The following is a 19,494-nucleotide window of genomic DNA, read 5'->3' as shown; positions in this document are numbered from 1 at the left end:
GATCTCCAGCGCTCAAAAACGATGCAGGCCCGAATCACACCTTCCAGCGGCCTACCGCGAAGGCTTCGAGATGCCCCCGAATATTGGCGGGATCGAAGGCGGGGCCGGCGAATGCGCCGAATGCCGCGGGGGCTTGGGCGGGCGGCCGGCGGCCGAGGGCGCCGTCGTAGAGGTCGGGCCTGAACACGGCCATGGCCGTCTTGACGCCGTCGGCCGTCAGCGTCGTCTGCCCCCAGCGAACCATCTGCGCATAAAGCCAGGCGGCCTGGACCGGATCGGGGCGCCCTGCTTCCTCGCGTCCCACCAGGAGGTAGCTGCCGCTCTCGCGAAAGGTGCCATCCGGCGAAATCTTGAGGCGCCCCGTGAGGGTGCGCTGAATGACTTCGGCATCGACACCGATCCGCTCCGGCTGCGCCAGGATCTGCGCCGCTTCGGTCCGGTTTTCCGGATGCTCGATGAACTCGGCGGCTTTCACCGCCGCGCGCACCAGGCTGGCGACCACGTCCGGATTCTTGTCGGCCCAGACCTGGCGGAGCGCCAGCACCTTCTCCGCCGCATGGGCCAGGATGTCGGAGACGAAATGCAGGATGTGGCCGATCCCGAGATCGACCGCGATCGAATTCCAGGGTGCGCCGACGCAGAACGCATCGACATGCCCATTGGCGAGACTGTCGACCATATAGGGCGGCGGCAGCACCACCAGCCGCACGTCCTCGTCGGGATCGACGCCGGCCGCCGCCATCCAGAACCGCAATTGGTAATTGTGGGTCGAGAACGGGAAGGTCATGCCGAAGGTCAACGGGTCGGCCCCCGCTTTGCGCCGCTTGGCGACCACGCGCGCCAATGCTTTTGCCGTGGCGAGCGGATCGAAGCGGTCGCCGTCGATCTCCTCCATCAGCCCGGCATGAAGCGCCGGCGAGACTGTGATCGCGTTACCGTTGATGCCGAGATTGAAGGGCGCCGCAATCGGCACCTTGACATGCCCGAGACCGAGCGAGGACGCGATCGCGACGGGCGCGAGCAGGTGCGCGGCGTCGAACAAGCCGATATTGAGCTTGTCGCGGACGTTGGACCAGGAGACCTCGCGGACCAGTTCGACCTCGAGCCCTTCGGCCGCGGCAAATCCCTTGTCGACGGCAACGATCAGCGCTGCGGCATCGACCAGCGGAATGAACCCGATGCGGAGGGGAGTGGTCATTTCAGCATCTCCGACGCGGTGATGATCGACTGGGCGATCTCGCCGATTTTCTTCTTCTCGCGCATCGCGGTGGAGCGCAGCAGCACATAGGCCTCGTCCTCGGTCAGGCCCTTCACCTTCATCAGGATGCCCTTGGCCTTCTCGATGACCTTGCGATCCTCGAGCTGCGACTTGGTACGCTCCAGTTCCTCCTGGAGTTTTGCGAAGGCATTGAAGCGCGACACGCAGAGGTCGAGGATCGGCTTGATGCGCTCCTTCCTCAGCCCGTCGACGATATAGGCGGAGACCCCCGCCTCGACCGAGGCCTGGATCGAGGATGAATCGCTCTGGTCGACGAACATCGCGATCGGCCGCTTCACGGCGCGGCTGACCTGGAACATCGCTTCCAGCACGTCGCGACTGGGGTTTTCCAGATCGATCAGGATGATATCAGGATCGACCGCATAAATACGGGCGAGCAGGCTCTGCATCTCGCGGATATGGACGATCTGCGTGAATCCGGCCTCCCGCAACCCTTCTTCGAGGATCGCAGCCCGGATCGGGCTTTCATCGACGATCACGATTTTGGGCGACTGTTCGGCGCTCATTGCTCACTCACCACCAGTGATTCATCCATAGCATGCCCGCCGGCCATGCAAAGGGTTGTAATTATGGGCAATTGGGACTAGCTCAACCCTGTCAATCAGGCAGATTTGGATATGGATCAGACGGCTGCGCCGAAGGTCAGCTTCGTGTCGCTCGGGTGCCCCAAGGCTTTGGTGGATTCCGAGCGCATCATCACGCGCCTGCGCGCCGAGGGCTATGAGCTCGCCCGCAAGCATGACGGGGCCGACATCGTCATCGTCAACACCTGCGGCTTCCTCGACAGCGCCAAGCAGGAATCTCTCTCGGCGATCGGCGAGGCCATGGCCGAGAACGGCAAGGTGATCGTGACGGGCTGCATGGGCGCGGAACCCGAGCAGATCGAGCAGGCCTATCCCGGCGTGCTCTCCATCACCGGCCCGCAGCAATATGAGAGCGTGCTGGACGCCGTGCATCGCGCGCTGCCGCCCGCCCACAATCCGCATCTCGATCTGGTGCCGCCGCAGGGCATCAAGCTGACGCCGCGGCACTATGCCTATTTGAAAATCTCTGAGGGCTGCAACAACCGCTGTACCTTCTGCATCATTCCAAAACTGCGTGGCGACCTGGTCTCGCGACCGGCTAACGACGTGCTGCGCGAGGCCGAGCGCCTGGTCGGCGCCGGCGTCAAGGAGCTGCTGGTGATCTCGCAGGACACCTCGGCCTATGGCGTCGATCTGAAATACGCCGAGAGTCCGTGGAAGGATCGCCAGGTCCGCGCCAAATTCATCGACCTCGCGCGCGAGCTCGGCGAATTGGGCGCCTGGGTCCGCTTGCAATATGTCTACCCCTACCCGCATGTCGACGAGGTCATCGCGCTGATGAACGAGGGCAAGGTGCTGCCCTATCTCGACATCCCGTTCCAGCACGCGAGCCCCGAGGTGCTGAAGGCGATGAAGCGCCCGGCAGCGCAGGACAAGACGCTGGCGCGCATCAAGCGCTGGCGCGAGCAATGTCCCGATCTCGCTCTGCGCTCGACCTTCATCGTCGGCTTCCCCGGCGAAACCGACGCGGACTTTGCCTATCTGCTCGACTGGCTGGACGAAGCCGAGATCGATCGGCTCGGCTGCTTCAAATACGAGCCGGTCGCCGGCGCGACCGCGAACGCGATCGAGAACCCCGTGCCGGAAGAGATCAAGCAGGAGCGCTACAACGCGCTGATGGCGCGCCAGCAGAAAATCTCCGCGCGCAGGCTGAAGCGCAAGGTGGGCACCCGCCAGCAGATCATCATCGACGAGGTCGGCCCGACCGTCTCAAAGGGCCGCTCCAAGGCCGATGCGCCGGAGATCGACGGCGCCGTCTACCTGTCGAGCCGCCGCCCCTTGCGCGTCGGCGAGATCGTCACCGCCAAGATCGAACGCGCCGACCAATACGACCTGCACGGCAGCGTCGCGGGATTCTGATCTTCCGCTGTCGCGGTCAGTGCAGCGACGAACTCTCCGCTCCCTCTCCCGCAAGCGGGAGAGGTCGCGAGCCGTCGCTAAGCTACGGCAACATCACGCCCGCCGTTCGCTTCTCCCGACGCCTGCTGTTCGTCACGTGCGGCGAACACTTCCTTGGCTGCGAACAGCCCGTTCAGCGCCGCCGGGAAGCCCGCATAGACGGCCATCTGCATGATGACCTCCACGATCTCGTCGCGAGACAGCCCGACGTTCAGACCCGCCTCGAGATGCACCTTGAGCTGAGGCGCGGCATTTCCGAGGGCCGTCAGCGCGGCGATCGTCGCGATCTCGCGATCGCGCAGGCCGAGGCCCGGGCGGCAGTAAATGTCGCCGAACGGAAACTCGATCACGTATCGTGCGAAATCCGGAGCAATGTCGGCGAGTGAGGCGACGACCGCTTCACCAGCTCTGCCGTCAATGCGTAACAGGGCCCGCTGTCCGCGATCGAAGCGGCTTTCGTCTTGCGTTTGGGCGTGCGTCATTTTCCTTCGTCCTCTGTTCGTCGCTGGCATAGCCGGCGATCTTGGTATCAAGGACGAGCAGGCATTCCTGGAGTTCGGCAATCTGCGTGCGCACCTGTTCGCGGTGGACTTCCAGCATCTGCCGCCGGCTTGAGCCGGTAGCGTCGCCTTCGTCACGAAGCGCCGCGTAACGCAACATGTCCCGGATCGGCATTCCCGTGGTCTTGAGCCGACCAAGGAATGCGATCCATGTGAGGATCGATGCGTCAAAGTCACGCTGGCCGGAGCGATCCCGGTCGGCGTATGGCAGCAGCCCGATGCGCTCGTAGTAGCGCAGCGTGTGCGTCGACAGGCCGGTTCGTTTTGCGAGGTCGCCGATCTTCATGTGTGCCCGTTCTCGTACTGACGCATGTACAGATACCCCTTCGAGCGCGCTCTAAGTCAAGGGGGATCGAAGGTGTCGTTCCCGCGAGGTCATGATGGCGCAACAGCGGAACATTTCGGCGGGGCGGCAGCGTCGCGGCAATCCGGGCTTCAAGATTCCGCCAGCCATTTCGGCACCCAGCGCTCCGGCCGCGGCGCGCGGGCAAGATCGGCTTGCGCCTCCGACAGCTTCGCAGGCTCGCCGTCGATGGTCGGGCGCACATCGTATTCGAAGTTGGGCATGACGCGGCCGTCGGCATAGAGGCCAAATTTCATCGCGTACCACAGCCCGAGTTCGGGCTGGGCGCGGCGCATCTCCTCGCGCAGATCGCGCAGCAGGGACTCGATCGCGGCGGCTTCCTCGAACGGTTGCGGTCCGCCCGTCAGGACACGCGCCTGGTATTGCCTGCCGACGATCGCGATCTCGAAGCTCGTCCTATCCCAGGGCTTCTTGCCCTTCGGTAGATGCGCGGCGAGGCGCCAGCCGAGTTCGGCCATCAAGCGATGATTGGCCCAGTAGTCTTCGCGATCCCGGCTCCATTTTTCCATGAAACCGCGAAAGTCGGGCAGCTCCGACGGATCGTCATCGGGCGCCGCCATCTCCCCGCTCAGCCGTCCGGTGAGCCATTGCGCAAGCTCGACCGTCTGGCATTCGACTTCGTCGTGCGGCTTCAGATCGCTCCAGGCCTTGTCGAATTGTTGCGACGTCAGTTTTGCGAGCAGGCCATCGAGGCTCGGTGCCAGCAGCTCGTAATCGCCCTCGGACCCAAGCCCCACGATCGGCGGATTGTCACGGTCGAGACCCGCGCCATACCAGCCGCCAACAGCCGAGCCATCCGGCAACCGCATGAACAGCGAAAACCTGTCGCGCAAGGGACTGCCGTCGACAATCGGAGCGTGATCGGAGAATTGGCCTTGCAAGGAGAAGCAGCCGACGCTGCCCCAGGGGCGCCCCTCCAACCAGCCGGCGAAGTCCAGCAACAGCGACGGCGCCTCGATGCCCGGCGGAAACGCGCCGCGAATGCTGTCGAGGTCGATCGGATAAGGCGTGTCGGACAAGGTTTAAAACTATCTGGTTGGTCCCGCCCCTCTTGGTCCGAACCGTCATGCGTTCGGTTCGAGCCAATTCGCGTCCTGTGATCACAAACGCGCTAGAGACATAATGGTTTCCAGCCGCGCATCTCTCACCTGCCCCATGCACGCTGCGCGTGTGGTTTGTAAAGCGCCCGCTTGACAAGCCCCACCTTTCGCATGTATTGCCGCGCACCATGATCAACGCTCGGACCCATCAGCGCACCGAAATGCTCCGCCGTCGCTCCCGCGACGATGAGAGGGTGCGCCATGTCCGACGACGCCGCTGAAGCACTGAATTCAGCGTAAGTTTTCGAGAAGGCCGCACCCGCAAGGTGCGGCCTTTTTGCTGTTCGCGCGCCCTTTCCCCCCGCCTCCAGAGGAGTTCGACATGACCAACGCCACCCATCCGTATGACGCGTTGATGGACATCACCGCTCGGCCCAAGGCCGTGTTCGTCCGCGGCGCCGGCTCCTACCTCTGGGACGACAGCCGCAAGCGCTATCTCGATTTCGTGCAGGGCTGGGCCGTCAACTGCCTCGGCCACTCCCCGCCCGCGATCGCCGACGCGCTTGCCGCGCAGGCCAAGCGGCTGCTGACGCCAAGCCCGGCCTTCTACAACGAGCCCAGCCTGAAGCTCGCGCAGGCACTGGTCGCAAACAGCGCGTTTGACCAGGTGTTCTTTGCCAATTCCGGTGCGGAAGCCAACGAGGGCGCGATCAAGCTCGCGCGCAAATATGGCAGCATCCACAGAGGTGGCGCATTCGAGATCATCAGCTTCGAAGGCGGCTTTCACGGCCGCACGCTGGCGACGATGTCGGCCTCAGGCAAGAAGGCCTTTGAGCCGCTGTTCGAGCCGAAGGTCGCCGGCTTCAAGAAGGCGAAGCTCAACGACATCGCTTCGGTCAAAAAGCTGATCAACGACAACACCGTCGCTGTGATGCTCGAGCCGATCCAGGGTGAATCAGGCGTGTGGCCGGCGTCCGATCAGTTCTTGCAGGAGTTGCGCGCCCTCACCGACGCGCATGGCCTCCTCCTGATCTTCGACGAAATCCAGACCGGGATGGGCCGGACCGGCAAGCTCTTCCACTACGAGCACACCGGCGTCGCGCCCGACATCATGACGCTCGGCAAGGGCATCGGCGGCGGCGTGCCGCTCGCGGCGCTGCTCGCGACCGACCGCGCCGCCTGCTTCGAGCACGGCGACCAGGGTGGCACGTTCAACGGCAACCCGATCATGTGCGCGGTGGGGCTCGCGGTGCTCGACGAGGTCAACAAGCCGGAGTTCCTGAAGACGGCGACCGAAACCGGGCTGCTGCTCGAAAGCGAATTGCAGAAGGTCTCGGCGCGGCATGGGCTCGGCGAAGTGCGTGGCCGCGGCCTCCTGCTCGCGCTCGACCTCAAGCTGCCGATCGCGCCCGGCATCGTCGCGCAGGCGTTCGAGGCCGGCGTGCTGCTGAACGCGCCGCAGGTCGACACGTTGCGCTTCATGCCGGCGCTGAACGTCACGCGGGCCGAGATCGCCGAGATGATCGATTGTCTGGACGGGATTTTGACCAGGGCAGGCGCGGCACGGCGCGTGGCGTGACGCGTTCGTCGTTGCGAGGAGCGAAGCGACGAAGCAATCCAGACTGCCTCAATGGAAAGATTCTGGATTGCTTCGCTTCGCTCGCAATGACGGCGAGCTACGGCTTCAAGATCGACGCGCCGGTGGTCTTGCGGCTTTCGAGATCGATATGCGCCTTGGCGGCGTCCTTGAGCGCGTAGGCATGGTTGATCGGCACGTGCAGCTTGCCGTTGATGACAGCGGCGAACAGCGTGTCGGCGCCTTCCAGCAATTCCTTGCGCGTGCCGATATAGTCGTTGAGCTTGGGCCGGGTCGCAAACAGCGAGCCGTGAGTGTTGAGCTCGGCGATCGAGAATGGCGGCACCGGGCCTGAGGCATTGCCGAAGGAGACGAACATCCCGCGCGGCTTCAGGCAGGACAGCGAGCCCGGGAACGTCGCCTTGCCGACACCGTCATAAACCACGTCGCAGCCCTCGTTGCGGCTGATCTGTTTGACGCGCGCGACGAAGTCTTCCTCGTTGTAGAGGATGACATGGTCGCAGCCATTGGCCTCGGCAAGCGCAGCCTTCTCGCGCGAGCCGACGGTGCCGATGACGTGGGCGCCCATTGCCCTCGCCCATTGGCAGGCGAGCAGGCCGATGCCGCCCGCCGCGGCATGGATCAGCACGCGATGATGGGGCTCGACCTTGAAGGTCTTGTGCAGGAGATACCAGACCGTCAACCCCTTCAGCATCAGCACGGCGCCCTGCTCGTGGGTGATGTGGTCGGGCAGCTTGACCAGCCGCTCCCAGGGGATGTTGCGCTCCCCGGTATAGGCGCCGAGATTGTGGTAGTAGGCGACGCGGTCGCCCGGATGGAAATTCGTCACGCCCGGCCCGACTGCGAGAACCTCGCCCGAGGCCTCGTTGCCGGCGATGAAGGGCAGCCCCGGCGCCTTGTAGAGGCCGGTGCGGTAATAGACGTCGATGAAGTTCAGGCCGACGGCATGCTGGCGGATGCGCACCTCGCCGGGGCCCGGCGCCGGAACATCGACGCTCTCATAGACCAGGGCTTCGGGGCCTCCGACCTTGTGCACACGGACGGCTTTGGTCATCACCTGACCTCCTCTTCTGGCGGGCCAGCGAAAGACATCGCGCCCGCCTTGTCAACTCGACGCCGGCGGGAATGCCTAGACCGACGGCTTGGCCGTTTTCCTGCGGTTGCGTTTCGCCAGCACGTTGAAGAACTCGACCGCCGCCGAGAACGCAATCGCGAAATAGATGTAGCCGCGCGGGATGTGGAATTGGAATCCGTCCGCAACCAGCGCGACGCCGATCAGCACCAGGAAGGCCAGCGCCAGCATTTTCGTGGTTGGGTGCTCCGCGACGAATCGCGACACCGGCCCGGACGAAATGTACATGATGAGACAGGCTATCACGACGGCCGCGATCATGATCTCGAGGTCCTGCGCCATGCCGATCGCGGTGATGATCGAGTCCAGCGAGAACACCATGTCAATGATCACGATCTGCACGATCACCCAGAAGAAAGCGTTACGAGGGGACTTCTCCTCGCCCTCGCCGTCATCGGCTTCGACCTCGCCGTGAATTTCGTGCGTCGCCTTCGCGATCAGGAACAGGCCGCCGCCGATCAGGATCAGGTCGCGCCAGGAGAAGCCGTAACCCGAAAACGAAAACACCGGCGCGGTCAGGCCGATCAGCCAGACCAGGAGGCTGAGCAGGATGATGCGGAAGATCAGCGCCAGCGCCAGCCCGATCTGGCGGGCGCGGTGCGCCTGCTTCTCGGGAATGCGCGAGACGATCACCGACAGGAAGATGACGTTGTCGATGCCGAGTACGATCTCGAGCGCGGTCAGGGTGAGGAGCGCGGCCCAGGCTTCGGGGCTGGTCAACAGGTGCATCATGCGAAGGATCTTGTCAGCCGTATCAATGCGTCGCTAAAGCTGATCCAGAGCGCGATCGCGCAGAGCGCGACAGTCACGCCGGTGCCGACGCGAAAGTCCATCTGCAGCGTGTAGAAGGAGAGCAGAGCCCAGATCGCGATCAGCGACATCGTCAGCCAACGCAGCCGCACGACGCGCACGGGATGCAGCACGTGGAACGGCACGAAGGTCAGCACCACCAGGGCCGCGACCAGCAGCGTCGAGAGCAGCGGCGACCAGTGCAGCAGGAACAGATAGAACGCCGCCGCATTCCACAGCGCCGGAAAACCGCGGAAATGATTGTCCTCCGCCTTCATGCGCAGATCGGCGAAATATAATGCGCTGGTGACGATGATGGCGACGCCGAGCAAGGGCGCTGCGACCGGCAGCAGCAAGCCGCTGGCCACGATCGCATAGGCCGGCACGAAGACGTAGGTGACGAAATCGACCACGAGATCGAGCACGTCGCCCGACCAGTTCGGCTGCACGTCCTTGACGTTGAGCCGGCGCGCAATCGGCCCGTCGATCGCGTCGATGATGAGGGCGACGCCCAGCCATTGAAACATCGCCGCCCAGTGCTCGCGCACGGCCTCAAGCATCGCCAGCAGCGCGATCGCCGCACCGAACGCGGTGAAGATGTGCACCGAGAAGGCGGCGGCGCGGATCGCGGGCCTGGGCTTCAGGGAATCCTCTTGGCTGTCCATGGCTTCTGCTATCAGAATGACACCGGTTTGCACATAAGCCATTGCGGCGCCCGGTCGCACAATTCGTCATAAAATCAGGGAAATATCAGTGGGCTTGAATTTGCCGCGGGGCGTGTCAAATGTCGTTCCATGACAGATGCATCGACACTCTTTGACGCGGCCGTAATCGGCGGCGGACCGGCGGGACTTGGCGCGGCCATCGCATTGGCGCAGGCAGGCGCACGGACCGCACTGGTGGCGCGTCGCGTGCCCTATGCCGACAATCGCACCACGGCGCTACTCGGTGCCTCCGTCGATCTGCTGGAGAGCCTCGACGTCTGGCCGCGCTGCAAGGACAAGGCGGCCGCGCTCGAAATCATGCGGCTCGTCGACGACACCGGCCGGCTGTTTCGCAGCCCCGAGGTCCGGTTCTCCTGCCACGAAATCGGCCTCGATGCCTTCGGTTACAATATCGACAACCGCTCGCTGATGCTGGCGCTGGAGGCGCGCGCGGCCGAACTGCCCGATGTCGTCCGTTTCGACGACGAGGCCGAAACTGTCGTCATCGAAGCCGATGACGTCGCGATCCGCACCGCGGCTGCGCAATTTCTCTCGGCCCGCCTCGTGGTCGGCGCCGACGGCCGGCATTCGCTGTGCCGCCAAGCCTCCGGCATCGCGGTGACGCGGCGCGAGCTGACCCAGACGGCGCTGACCTTCAATGTCGGCCACGCGCGGCCCCATCGCAACGTCTCGACCGAGTTCCACACGCCGCAGGGTCCTTGCGTGTTCGTGCCCCTGCCCGGCGATCGCTCTAGCGTCGTCTGGGTCTCGGCGCCTGCGGACGCAGAGCGACTTCGCGGCCTGAGCGACGAGGAATTGTCCGCCGCGATCGAGAAGCAGTCGCATTCGATCCTCGGACGCATGACGGTCGAGCCAGGCCGCCATCTGTTCCCGCTGGCGATCGAACGTCCAAAATCCTTTGGTCGCGACCGCATCGCGCTGGTCGGCGAAGCCGCCCATGTGGTTCCCCCGATCGGCGCCCAGGGCCTCAATCTCGGCCTTCGCGATGCCGCCGACATTGCGAGGCTCGCAGGCGAGGCCATCGCATCGGGCCAGGATCCCGGCGCGCCCGACGTGCTCAAGCGTTACGACCGGGCCCGGCGCCCGGACATCCTGAGCCGGACTTTTGCGATCGACATCGCCAACCGCTCGCTGCTCAACGATTTCCTGCCGCTCCAGCCTGTCCGCGCGGTCGGCATGCACCTGCTTGGCGCGATCGGCCCGCTGCGCCGCTTCGCCATGCGCGAGGGGCTGACGCCGACTTGGCGGAAGTAACCGCCGCTCAAGGGAACGCCAGCCGCCCAGTCTGGATCGCCCACATCACGCTGGTCAGCGTGACAACGGATGCAAACGTCCCGAGGAGCACTGCGACGGAGGCAGATTCGATCCAGGCGTCGTTCTGCCGGGCGATGACGAACACGTTCAAAGCCGGCGGCAGCGAGGCCATCAGCACGGCGGTCGCGGCCCAGGGCTGCGCGAACGGGCCGAACGCCAGCATCAGGCCGAACGCTGCGAGCGGGTGGACCAGGAGCTTGATCGCGATCACGCCCGGCACTTCCCACGGGACCCGATCGAACGGACGGAGCGCCACGGTCACGCCGAGCACGAACAGCGCGGTCGGGGCGGCTGCGTTCTGGAGGAAGGTGATGGTGCGATCGAGCGCGACCGGCATCTCGATATGCAGCGATGCGAAGGCCGCGCCAAAACAGGCCGACATGATCAGCGGGTTGAGCACGATCTGCTTCAGCACGACGCCGAAAGCATGCACGATCGAGGGATGATCGCGGTCGGAGAGCTCAATCAGCAGCGGCACGATCGTGAACAGAAAGATGCTGTCGCAGCAGAAGATCAGCGCAGTCGGCGCAGAGGCCTTGGTTCCGAGCACGGCGAGCGCCAGGCCCGGTCCCATGTAGCCGATATTGCCATAGCCGCCGGAGAGCCCGGCGAGCGTCGCCTCGCGCAGCGTCAGCCCGCCGAGAACCTTGCCGATCACCAGCGCGAGTGTGAACGCCGCAACCGTCGACAGCGTGGTCGCGACCAGGAACGGCGGGTTGTTCAATTCCGAAAACGGCGTCTTCGACATGATCGCAAACAGCAGCGCCGGCAGCGACACATAGAGCAGGAAGAAGTTCATCCAGGCGAGGCCCGATTCCGGAAGCGACTTGACCTTGCCACAGGCGAATCCAACGAAGATTAAGCCGAAATAAGGTAGAGCCAGATTGAGGATATCGACCATTGATGAAGTGTTTTCTGAAGATTGGGGAGTTATCTGCCCCGCAACCGCGGGTTAATTCCAGATCAGGGCACTAGCATCGGCCACAATCCTGGTCTATCGACGGGGAATGATTAAAGCGCGGACCGCCAAATTCCAGATCGGACAGGTCGTGCGCCACCGGATCTTCTCGTTCCGGGGCGTGATCTTCGACATCGATCCGGAATTCAACAACACCGAGGAGTGGTGGCTGTCGATCCCCGAGGAGGTGCGGCCCCACAAGGACCAGCCGTTCTATCACCTGCTCGCGGAGAACTCGGAGTCGGAATACGTCGCCTATGTCTCCGAACAGAATCTCGTGCCGGATGATTCCGGCGAGCCGGTCCGGCATTCCCAGGTCGCCGAGATCTTCGTCAAGGACAAGACCGGCGGTTACCGCCCGCGGAATCCATCGCTGAACTGAGTTTCGCCGCCACCAACTGGCCAGCAAAAAAGCGCTCGAACCGAGCGCCTTTTTCATGTGCGGGATTGATCGCTGATTACTTCTGTCCGGCCGGAGCGGCGCCAGGCGCTTGCTGCTGCTTCTTCTGCAGCTCTTCAGCCTTCTTCTGGAGCTCTTCCTGCAGCTTCCTCTGAGTTTCCTCGAACACCTTCGGATCGGTCGGCGGACCGTCATAGGCCTTCTGGAATTCGCCGGCGAGCGGCAGCGGCAGCGTCAGCGGCGCGCCGTTGGCATTGATCGCCTGAACAACGAGGTTCTGGCCCTTCTTCATGTTGTTGATGAACTCGGGCGTGGCTTCGTAGTCGGACATGCAGCCGTTCTGGAAGCAGATCACATACGGGCTCTGCAACGGCGGATTGTTGTCCACGATGATGCGGGTGCCGTGCACCAGCTGCATGCCGAGCGGCAGCGTCACGCGCAGGATCTTCTTCGGCTCGCCTTCGGGCTCGATGATGACGGCTGCGATGACCGGCTGGCCCGACTCGATACGGCCGTCCTTGCCGGTGAAGCAGACCTGCTTGGCGTTGGCGTCCTGGCCCTTGAGGCAGAACTTGGTCCAGGGGGCATAGATCAGCTGGATCTGCTGATCGGCCGGCTGGGCCGCGCCCTGCTGCGCCGGAGCGCCTTGGGCGGGTGCCGGTTGGGCGGGTGCCTGAGCGGCCGGCGCCGGCGCTTTTGGGGCAGCCTTCGGAGCGGCCTTCGGAGCCGCCTTGGGCGCGGGCGCGCCCGGAGCCGGCGCCTGAGCCTCGGCGGCAAACGGGGCGGCCAACGCCGTCGCCGTCAACAAGGCGAGAAGTCGCCCGCGCGGCCGGACGGACGCGGCCAAGTAACGGAAATTCATTGCGGAAAACCCTTTCTAAACGGGAAGTGCCCGAACCGCTTCGACGCACCGAACCTGGCCGCCTTGGGCGCGGCTCTCTCCCCGTCAAATGAGGCGGATAAGTGACGGCTCGGCGCTCGTGCGCGATTGCGTGCCTTCTTAACGTGGCCGACGAAAAGATCAATGCCGACAAGCGTCTTTGGCCGCGCGCCGGCGTGCGCCCCCGGGAAAATCCCTGTGATAGGATTCAGGCCCGCGGTCCTCGAATCAACGTGTGCAGATGTTCATGTTCCAGCGCCTTCTCGAGGGCCGCCCTGAAGGTCTTTGCGTCCGCCTCTGCACCCTGGCTTTCGGCTTGGGGGTCTCATTCGCCTCGGGGCTCCCGGCAAGCGGCGCGGGGGCAGAGGAGGCCCACGCCATCGCGATGCACGGCAAGCCGGCGATGCCTGCCGATTTCACCCACATGCCTTACGTCAATCCTGATGCCCCCAAAGGCGGCCGGCTGACCTGGGGCGTTCTTGGCACCTTCGACAGCCTCAATCCCTTCATCGTCAAGGGACTGGCCGTGCAGCAGATGCGGAACTACGTGATCGAGAGCCTGCTCGCGCGCGGCAATGACGAGCCGTTCACGCTCTACGGCCTGCTCGCCAGATCGGTCGAGACCGATGACGAGCGGAGCTTTGTCACGTTCCACATCGATCCCCGCGCCCGCTTCTCCGACGGCAAGCCGGTCCGCGCCGAGGACGCGCTGTTCTCCTGGCAGCTGCTGCGCGACCACGGCCGCCCCAACCACCGGCAATATTACGGCAAGGTCGCAAGCGCCGAGGCGCCGGATCCCCTCACCGTCCGCTTCGACCTTGCGGGGGCCAATGACCGCGAACTGCCGCTGATCCTCGGCTTGATGCCGATCCTGCCGAAACACGCGGTCGACGTCGCGGCTTTCGAGGAGACGACGCTGACGGGTCCGGTCGGCTCCGGCCCCTATCGCGTCACCGCGGTGAGGCCCGGTGCCAGCGTGACGCTCACCCGCAATCCCGACTATTGGGGCCGTGACCTCCCCATCAATCGCGGGCTCTACAATTTCGACGAGATCAGGCTCGACTATTTTCGCGAGGCCAACGGCCAGTTCGAAGCTTTCAAGCGCGGCCTCTATGATTTCCGCATCGAGCACGAGCCGCTGCGCTGGCATGACGGCTACGACTTTCCCGCGGCGAAGAATGGCGACGTGATCCGCGACACCTTCAAGCCGGGCGTGCCGCAACCTTCCGAATTTCTGGTGTTCAACACGCGGCGTCCCATCTTCGCCGACATCCGCGTCCGCCAAGCCTTGACGCTGCTGTTCGATTTCGAGCTGGTCAACCGCAACTACTTCTTCAACCTCTACTCGCGCGTCGCCGGCTATTTTGCCGGCTCGGACCTGTCAGCGTATGGCCATCCCTCCGATACGCGCGAGCGCGAGCTGCTCAAGCCGTTCGCCGCGCAGATTCCGCCTGACATCATGGACGGCAGCTACCGCCTGCCGGTGACCGACGGTTCGGGCCGCGACCGGACCACGCTGCGCGCGGCCCTGAAGCTGTTGTCGGAGGCCGGCTACGATCTCGACGGCACCGTGCTGCGCAACCGCGCGACCAAGGCGCCCTTCACCTTCGAGATCCTGGTCACGACCCGCGACCAGGAACGCGTCGCGCTTGCGTTCCAGCGCGACCTCAAGCGCGCCGGCATCGAGCCGAGCGTGCGATCGGTCGATCCCGTGCAGTTCGACCAGCGCCGGCTCGCCTACGAATTCGACATGATCCAGAACCGCTGGGACCAGTCGCTGTCGCCCGGCAACGAGCAATATTTCTATTGGGGGAGCGCTGCCGCCGATAATCCCGGCACCCGCAACTACATGGGGGCCCGGGATCCCGCGGTGGATGCGATGATCGCCGCACTGCTCGAAGCCCGTGAACATACGGATTTCGTGTCGGCGGTGCGGGCGCTCGATCGCGCTTTGATCTCCGGTTTCTATACAATCCCCCTGTTTAACGTATCGGAGCAATGGATCGCGCGCTGGAATCGGATAGAACGGCCAGAGGCCACCTCGCTGTCCGGCTATTTGCCGGAGACCTGGTGGTCGAAGGGGCAGCCGCAAGCTCGTCAAGCAAAGTGACGCCGTGAACCAGCCAGCCGTATCGCCGACGCTCGACACGCTGTTTCAGCGCACGCTGATGCGGCAGCCGCACGCGACTGCCCTGCTCGACCCGCTGAACAAGTTCCGCGTGACCGGGCACCAGCCGCGGCGGATGAGCTATGCCGAGGCTGACACGGCCATCGAGGCGCTGTCCGCCTATTTCGTCGAATCAGGCCTGCCGGCCAATTCCGTCATCGCGATCCAGCTGCCGAATACGGTCGAGTTCGTGCTCACCGTGCTCGCCGCCCATCGCGCCGGCCTCGTCGTCGCGGCGCTGCCGCTGCTCTGGCGCCATGCCGAACTGACCGCCGCTCTCAATCGTACCGCGGCGCGCGCCATCGTCACCATGAGCACGGTCGACGGCGTCAGCTATGCCGATCTCGCCATGCACGCGGCCGCGGAAGCCTTCTCGATCCGCCATGTCTGCGGCTTCGGCACCAACCTGCCCGAAGGCATGGCCTCGCTCGACGACGTGCAGGCCCGTCCGCCCGGCACCTCGCGCGCCGTGATTCAGGATGGCCGCAAGGCGGCGATGATCTCCTTCGACGTTACCGCGGAAGGCTTTCGTCCGGTGCCGCGACCGCATTTCAGCCTGATCGCCGGTGGGCTCGCGATGTCGCTGGAAGCCGACGTCAGGCAGGGCGCGACCGTGATGGCGGCGTTCACGCCGATGTCGTTCGCAGGGCTCGCCTCCTCGCTCGCGGTGTGGCTGCTGTGCGGCGGTACGCTGGCGCTGCATCATCCGTTCGAGAACGACGTGCTGGAGCAGCAGATCAACGTGCACGAATGCGACGTGCTGATCGCACCGGCGCAATTTGCCCAGCGGCTCGGCGATTCCGATCTGGCGGCGCGGATGCCGACCTTGCGCAACGTCATCGGCCTGTGGCGCGCGCCCGAGCAGGTGGCGGCGAGCGAGGCATGGATCGCGCCGCACGCGCCGTTCACGGACGTCTATCTGTTCGGCGAGGCCGGATTGTTCGGCGCCCGGCGTGGCGAGGACGGCATGCCGGTACCGGTGATGCCGGGACCGCACGGCGCGCCGCGCGAGCAGTCGGGTTCGTCGATCGCCGGCGAGATTCTGCTGACGCCGAAGGGCACGCTCGGTCTGCGCGGCCCGATGGTGCCGATCGCAGCCTACGCCCCGCCGCAGCCGGTTGGCGACAGCCTGATCGCGCAGCCGCCACGCGACTATGTCGACACCGGCTATGCCGCGCGGCTCGATCGTCCCAGCGGCGCGATCTGCATCACCGCGCCGCCCTCAGGGATCATGGCCGTCGGCGGGTACCGATTCCTCTCCAACGACCTCCAGGAATGGGCGCGCCGGCTCGGCCAGGGCGCCCTGCTGACCGCGCTGCCCGACCGGCTCTCCGGTCACCGGCTCGCGGGCCGAGCCCAGGACAATGCCCGCGCCCGCGAGGCGCTCAGTGAACTCGGGCTTAACCCCCTGATGGTCGAAGCTTTTCGCGACCGTTCCGGACCGGGTTGAGGGTCATTTCGACCGTTCCATTGACGCTGCATTAAGGCGGCCGGACTAGATTGCGCGGCACCTGTCGCGTGATCAGAGTCTCTCGATGTCCCAGGCCGGCCCGATCCTGTTTGTGTCCAATGGCGAGCGGCCGGCCTTCATCGCGGCGCTGGACGAGGCGCGATTCTTCCCCGTGATCGACACCGGCTGGGCCGGCGCGACGCGCGCGGTCGAAGAGGTGCAGCCGGCCGTGGTTCTCGCCGCGATGGATGCCGGGCACGAGCCGCATCTGGCGCTGCTCGCCAGGAAGATCGCCGAGCAATCGCCTTACCTTCCCTTCGTGGCGTTGGATGCGGCGGGCGCGCTCCCGCACAACGCCCTGCCCTTCTCCTCCTCGCGCGCCGGCCATTCCGAACGCCTGATCGCACGGCTTCGCGCCGCGCTACGGATTCGCACGCTTCATGCCACGGTGCTGCGCCGGCTGCCCGAGGTGAAAGTCGCGCTGCCGGACGCTGATCCCGTTCGCGATGCTACGGTGCTTCTGATCGGTCGCGGCGCGGCTTACCCCGCGCTTTCCGTTGCGCTAGGCGAGCGTATTGGCGTCGTCGGCGCGCTCTCGATCGAGGCCGCGGCCAAGCATCTCAACACCCGCGACCTCGACGGCGTCGTGCTCGCCGAAGGTTTTACCGCCCGCGTGACCGATGCCTTCCTCACGGTGCTCGCCGAGGACACTCGCTTCCGCAGCCTGCCCGTGGTCGTCACCGCGCATCAATTGACGCAGGCTTATGACTTGCCCAATCTCGAGCTGATCCCGGGCGAGCCGGCGAAGGTCGCCGCCAACGCGCTGCCCCTGATCCGCCAGCACGCGATGGAAGCCCAGCTGAGCCGCACGCTGCGCTCGATGGATGCCGGCGGCTGGCTCGACCCGCGCAGCGGTCTGCTCACGGTGGAGGCCTTTGCCCGCGATTTTGCCAAGGCGGTCGAGCAGACGCTGGCCCGCGGCGGCGGCCTCTCGGTCGCACGCTTCGCCTTCGATCCCGGCAATTCCCGCGCCCAGCTCGATGCCGCGCGCATTCTCAGCCGCCTGATGCGACAGATGGATTTTGGCGTGGCGCAGAAGGACGGGTCGGTCATCGTCGTGTTCGCCGAAACCGACTTCCGCACCGCCCACATGATCGCCCGCCGCCTCTCTGCCGTGATGCGGCACACGTCGAACGGCAAGCACGAAATGCGCAGCGATCCCGTGGTCTCGGTGGATTCGCTGTCGCCGTCGGATACGGCAAGGTCGCTACTTGGGCGGCTGTCGGCCGACGCGTCGCGGGCGGCGTCGTAATTACCTCGCGAGCTGCCGTAGGGTGGGCAAAGGCGCACTTGCGCCGTGCCCTTTCCAAAGTTGACGATGGTGGTGGGCACGCTTCGCTTTGCCCACCCTACGGCACCTCGCTCACGCCGCCTTCTTGCTCTGCGCGAGCTGCGCCAGCTGGCGCATGATCTCGGTGGTGCCGGCCAGACGCTCTTCCGGCGTCTCCCAGTCTTGCAGGAACACCACCTTCATGTCGGGCCGCACCTTCGCGGCCTGGCCGTGGCTGCGGATGAAGCTCACCAGCCGATCGGGATGGGCGAAGGAATTGTCTCGGAAGGCGATGACGGCGCCCTTCGGACCGGCATCGATCTTGCCGACATTAGCCTGGCGGCAGAACGCCTTGATCGCGGCGACCTTGAACAAATAGCGCACCTCGTCCGGCAGCACGCCGAAACGATCGCGCATCTCGGCACCGAAATTCTCGATCTCCTCCTCGCTGTCGAGGTCGGCGAGCCGCCGGTAGAGTGACAGCCGCACCGAGAGATCGCCGACATAGTCCTCCGGAATCAGCACGGGCATGCCGATTGTGATCGTCGGCGACCAGCGATCGGCGGCGGGCTCGGATACGCCGGCCTTGAGGTTGACGATCGCCTCCTCCAGCATCGACTGGTAGAGCTCGAAACCGACCTCCTTGATGTGGCCGGACTGCTGCTCGCCCAGGATGTTGCCGGCGCCGCGGATGTCGAGGTCGTGCGAGGCGAGCTGGAAGCCCGCGCCCAGCGTCTCCAGCGATTGCAGTACGGTGAGCCTGCGCTCGGCCTGCGCCGTGATCTTCTGCTGCGCCGGCAGCGTGAACAGCGCATAGGCCCGCAGCTTGGAACGGCCGACGCGACCACGGAGCTGGTAGAGCTGGGCGAGGCCGAACATGTCGGCGCGATGCACGATCAGCGTGTTGGCATTGGGAATGTCGAGACCGGATTCCACGATCGTGGTCGACAGCAGGATGTCGAACTTGCCGTCGTAGAACGCGGTCATGATGTCCTCGATCACCGCGGGCGGCATCTGCCCGTGCGCGACCGCGACCTTCATCTCCGGCACGTTCTTGTCGAGGAAGTCCTTGACCTCGGCGAGGTCGTCGATGCGCGGCACCACGTAGAACGCCTGGCCGCCGCGATAGCGCTCGCGCAGCAGCGCCTCGCGGATCATCAGGGGATCGTGCGGAGCGACGAAGGTGCGGACCGCGAGACGGTCGACCGGCGGCGAGGCGATGATCGAGAGCTCGCGCACGCCGGTGAGCGCCAATTGAAGCGTGCGCGGAATCGGCGTCGCCGACAGCGTCAGCACGTGCACCTCGGCGCGGAGCTGCTTCAGCCGCTCCTTGTGGGTGACGCCGAAATGCTGCTCCTCGTCGACGATCAGCAGGCCGAGGTCGCGGAACTTGATCGACTTGCTGAGCAGCGCGTGGGTGCCGACGACGATATCGACCGAACCGTCGGTGAGGCCTTTCTTGACCAGATTGAGCTGCTTGGCCGGCACCAGGCGCGAGGCCTGCGCGACCTGCACCGGGAAACCCTT

General features: G+C 65.0%; 18 protein-coding genes. 7 read left to right on the top strand and 11 right to left on the bottom strand.

Going from position 1 to position 19,494, the window contains the following annotated elements:
• Positions 1–34: 34 nt before the first annotated feature.
• Together BRA1253DRAFT_RS02850 and BRA1253DRAFT_RS02845 are read right to left on the bottom strand one after the other, a co-directional pair.
• Positions 35–1,198 carry a CmpA/NrtA family ABC transporter substrate-binding protein gene (locus tag BRA1253DRAFT_RS02850; RefSeq protein WP_007590902.1) on the bottom strand — a complete coding sequence of 388 codons (1,164 nt, stop codon included), beginning with the start codon at positions 1,196–1,198 and terminating at the stop codon, positions 35–37.
• The gene (locus BRA1253DRAFT_RS02845) at positions 1,195–1,785 is read right to left on the bottom strand and encodes an ANTAR domain-containing response regulator (protein ID WP_007590901.1); all 591 of its coding nucleotides are present in this window, start codon (positions 1,783–1,785) and stop codon (positions 1,195–1,197) included. Before BRA1253DRAFT_RS02845 ends, BRA1253DRAFT_RS02850 begins: the two co-directional genes overlap by 4 nt.
• Positions 1,786–1,896: 111 nt before the next feature.
• Here BRA1253DRAFT_RS02845 and rimO point away from each other — a divergent pair, with 111 nt between their 5' ends.
• Positions 1,897–3,222: a 30S ribosomal protein S12 methylthiotransferase RimO gene (rimO, locus tag BRA1253DRAFT_RS02840; RefSeq protein ID WP_007590900.1), complete on the top strand. Its 1,326-nt coding sequence runs from the start codon at positions 1,897–1,899 to the stop codon at positions 3,220–3,222.
• Positions 3,223–3,299: 77 nt separating this feature from the next.
• Here rimO and BRA1253DRAFT_RS02835 read toward each other — a convergent pair whose 3' ends face one another.
• From BRA1253DRAFT_RS02835 to BRA1253DRAFT_RS02825, 3 genes are all read right to left on the bottom strand, one after another.
• Positions 3,300–3,743 carry a carboxymuconolactone decarboxylase family protein gene (locus BRA1253DRAFT_RS02835; RefSeq protein ID WP_007590895.1) on the bottom strand — a complete coding sequence of 148 codons (444 nt, stop codon included), beginning with the start codon at positions 3,741–3,743 and terminating at the stop codon, positions 3,300–3,302.
• Entirely contained in the window at positions 3,676–4,107 is a 432-nt protein-coding gene (locus tag BRA1253DRAFT_RS02830; protein ID WP_007590893.1) for a MerR family transcriptional regulator, read from the bottom strand. Before BRA1253DRAFT_RS02830 ends, BRA1253DRAFT_RS02835 begins: the two co-directional genes overlap by 68 nt.
• A 149-nt stretch (positions 4,108–4,256) precedes the next feature.
• Positions 4,257–5,204: a hypothetical protein gene (locus BRA1253DRAFT_RS02825; protein ID WP_007590892.1), complete on the bottom strand. Its 948-nt coding sequence runs from the start codon at positions 5,202–5,204 to the stop codon at positions 4,257–4,259.
• Between the two features lie 403 nt (positions 5,205–5,607).
• On the opposite strand from BRA1253DRAFT_RS02825, the gene BRA1253DRAFT_RS02820 reads away from it, so the two are divergent.
• Entirely contained in the window at positions 5,608–6,804 is a 1,197-nt protein-coding gene (locus BRA1253DRAFT_RS02820) for an acetylornithine transaminase (RefSeq protein ID WP_007590889.1), read from the top strand.
• Positions 6,805–6,901: 97 nt separating this feature from the next.
• Here the strand turns inward: BRA1253DRAFT_RS02820 and BRA1253DRAFT_RS02815 are convergent, their stop codons facing one another.
• The 3 genes from BRA1253DRAFT_RS02815 to pcsA form a co-directional block, all read right to left on the bottom strand.
• Positions 6,902–7,876 carry a quinone oxidoreductase gene (locus BRA1253DRAFT_RS02815; RefSeq protein ID WP_007590887.1) on the bottom strand — a complete coding sequence of 325 codons (975 nt, stop codon included), beginning with the start codon at positions 7,874–7,876 and terminating at the stop codon, positions 6,902–6,904.
• Positions 7,877–7,951: 75 nt separating this feature from the next.
• Positions 7,952–8,686 (bottom strand): TerC family protein, encoded by a 735-nt coding sequence (locus tag BRA1253DRAFT_RS02810; protein WP_007590885.1) that lies wholly within the window; start codon positions 8,684–8,686, stop codon positions 7,952–7,954.
• A complete protein-coding gene (gene pcsA / locus BRA1253DRAFT_RS02805; protein ID WP_007590883.1) occupies positions 8,683–9,450 on the bottom strand; it encodes a phosphatidylcholine synthase in 768 nt (255 codons plus the stop codon). Before pcsA ends, BRA1253DRAFT_RS02810 begins: the two co-directional genes overlap by 4 nt.
• Before the next feature lie 87 nt (positions 9,451–9,537).
• On the opposite strand from pcsA, the gene BRA1253DRAFT_RS02800 reads away from it, so the two are divergent.
• Positions 9,538–10,722: a UbiH/UbiF family hydroxylase gene (locus BRA1253DRAFT_RS02800; RefSeq protein WP_007590881.1), complete on the top strand. Its 1,185-nt coding sequence runs from the start codon at positions 9,538–9,540 to the stop codon at positions 10,720–10,722.
• Positions 10,723–10,729: 7 nt separating this feature from the next.
• Here the strand turns inward: BRA1253DRAFT_RS02800 and BRA1253DRAFT_RS02795 are convergent, their stop codons facing one another.
• Positions 10,730–11,683, bottom strand: a complete 954-nt coding sequence (locus BRA1253DRAFT_RS02795) for an AEC family transporter (protein WP_007590867.1) — start codon at positions 11,681–11,683, stop codon at positions 10,730–10,732.
• 106 nt (positions 11,684–11,789) lie between these two features.
• On the opposite strand from BRA1253DRAFT_RS02795, the gene hspQ reads away from it, so the two are divergent.
• The gene (gene hspQ, locus BRA1253DRAFT_RS02790; RefSeq protein ID WP_007590865.1) at positions 11,790–12,122 is read left to right on the top strand and encodes a heat shock protein HspQ; all 333 of its coding nucleotides are present in this window, start codon (positions 11,790–11,792) and stop codon (positions 12,120–12,122) included.
• A 76-nt stretch (positions 12,123–12,198) separates the two neighbouring features.
• Here the strand turns inward: hspQ and BRA1253DRAFT_RS02785 are convergent, their stop codons facing one another.
• Positions 12,199–13,002 carry an invasion associated locus B family protein gene (locus BRA1253DRAFT_RS02785; protein ID WP_007590864.1) on the bottom strand — a complete coding sequence of 268 codons (804 nt, stop codon included), beginning with the start codon at positions 13,000–13,002 and terminating at the stop codon, positions 12,199–12,201.
• Between the two features lie 259 nt (positions 13,003–13,261).
• Here BRA1253DRAFT_RS02785 and BRA1253DRAFT_RS02780 point away from each other — a divergent pair, with 259 nt between their 5' ends.
• The 3 genes from BRA1253DRAFT_RS02780 (at position 13,262) to BRA1253DRAFT_RS02770 (ending at position 17,949) form a co-directional block, all read left to right on the top strand.
• On the top strand, positions 13,262–15,130 hold the full coding sequence (locus tag BRA1253DRAFT_RS02780; protein ID WP_007590863.1) for an extracellular solute-binding protein: 1,869 nt from the start codon (positions 13,262–13,264) through the stop codon (positions 15,128–15,130).
• A 4-nt stretch (positions 15,131–15,134) separates the two neighbouring features.
• A complete protein-coding gene (locus BRA1253DRAFT_RS02775; RefSeq protein WP_007590862.1) occupies positions 15,135–16,637 on the top strand; it encodes a class I adenylate-forming enzyme family protein in 1,503 nt (500 codons plus the stop codon).
• A gap of 85 nt (positions 16,638–16,722) precedes the next feature.
• A complete protein-coding gene (locus BRA1253DRAFT_RS02770) occupies positions 16,723–17,949 on the top strand; it encodes a hypothetical protein (RefSeq protein ID WP_007590861.1) in 1,227 nt (408 codons plus the stop codon).
• Between the two features lie 111 nt (positions 17,950–18,060).
• Here the strand turns inward: BRA1253DRAFT_RS02770 and BRA1253DRAFT_RS02765 are convergent.
• Positions 18,061–19,494 (bottom strand): TRCF domain-containing protein (locus BRA1253DRAFT_RS02765; protein ID WP_007590859.1); only part of this gene is annotated, 1,434 nt, incomplete at its 5' end.

The sequence above is a fragment of the Bradyrhizobium sp. WSM1253 genome, from assembly GCF_000244935.1.
Lineage (GTDB): Bacteria > Pseudomonadota > Alphaproteobacteria > Rhizobiales > Xanthobacteraceae > Bradyrhizobium > Bradyrhizobium canariense.
The sequence above is the reverse complement of the archived record's forward strand: the minus strand, read 5'-3'. Positions and strand labels throughout refer to the sequence as shown.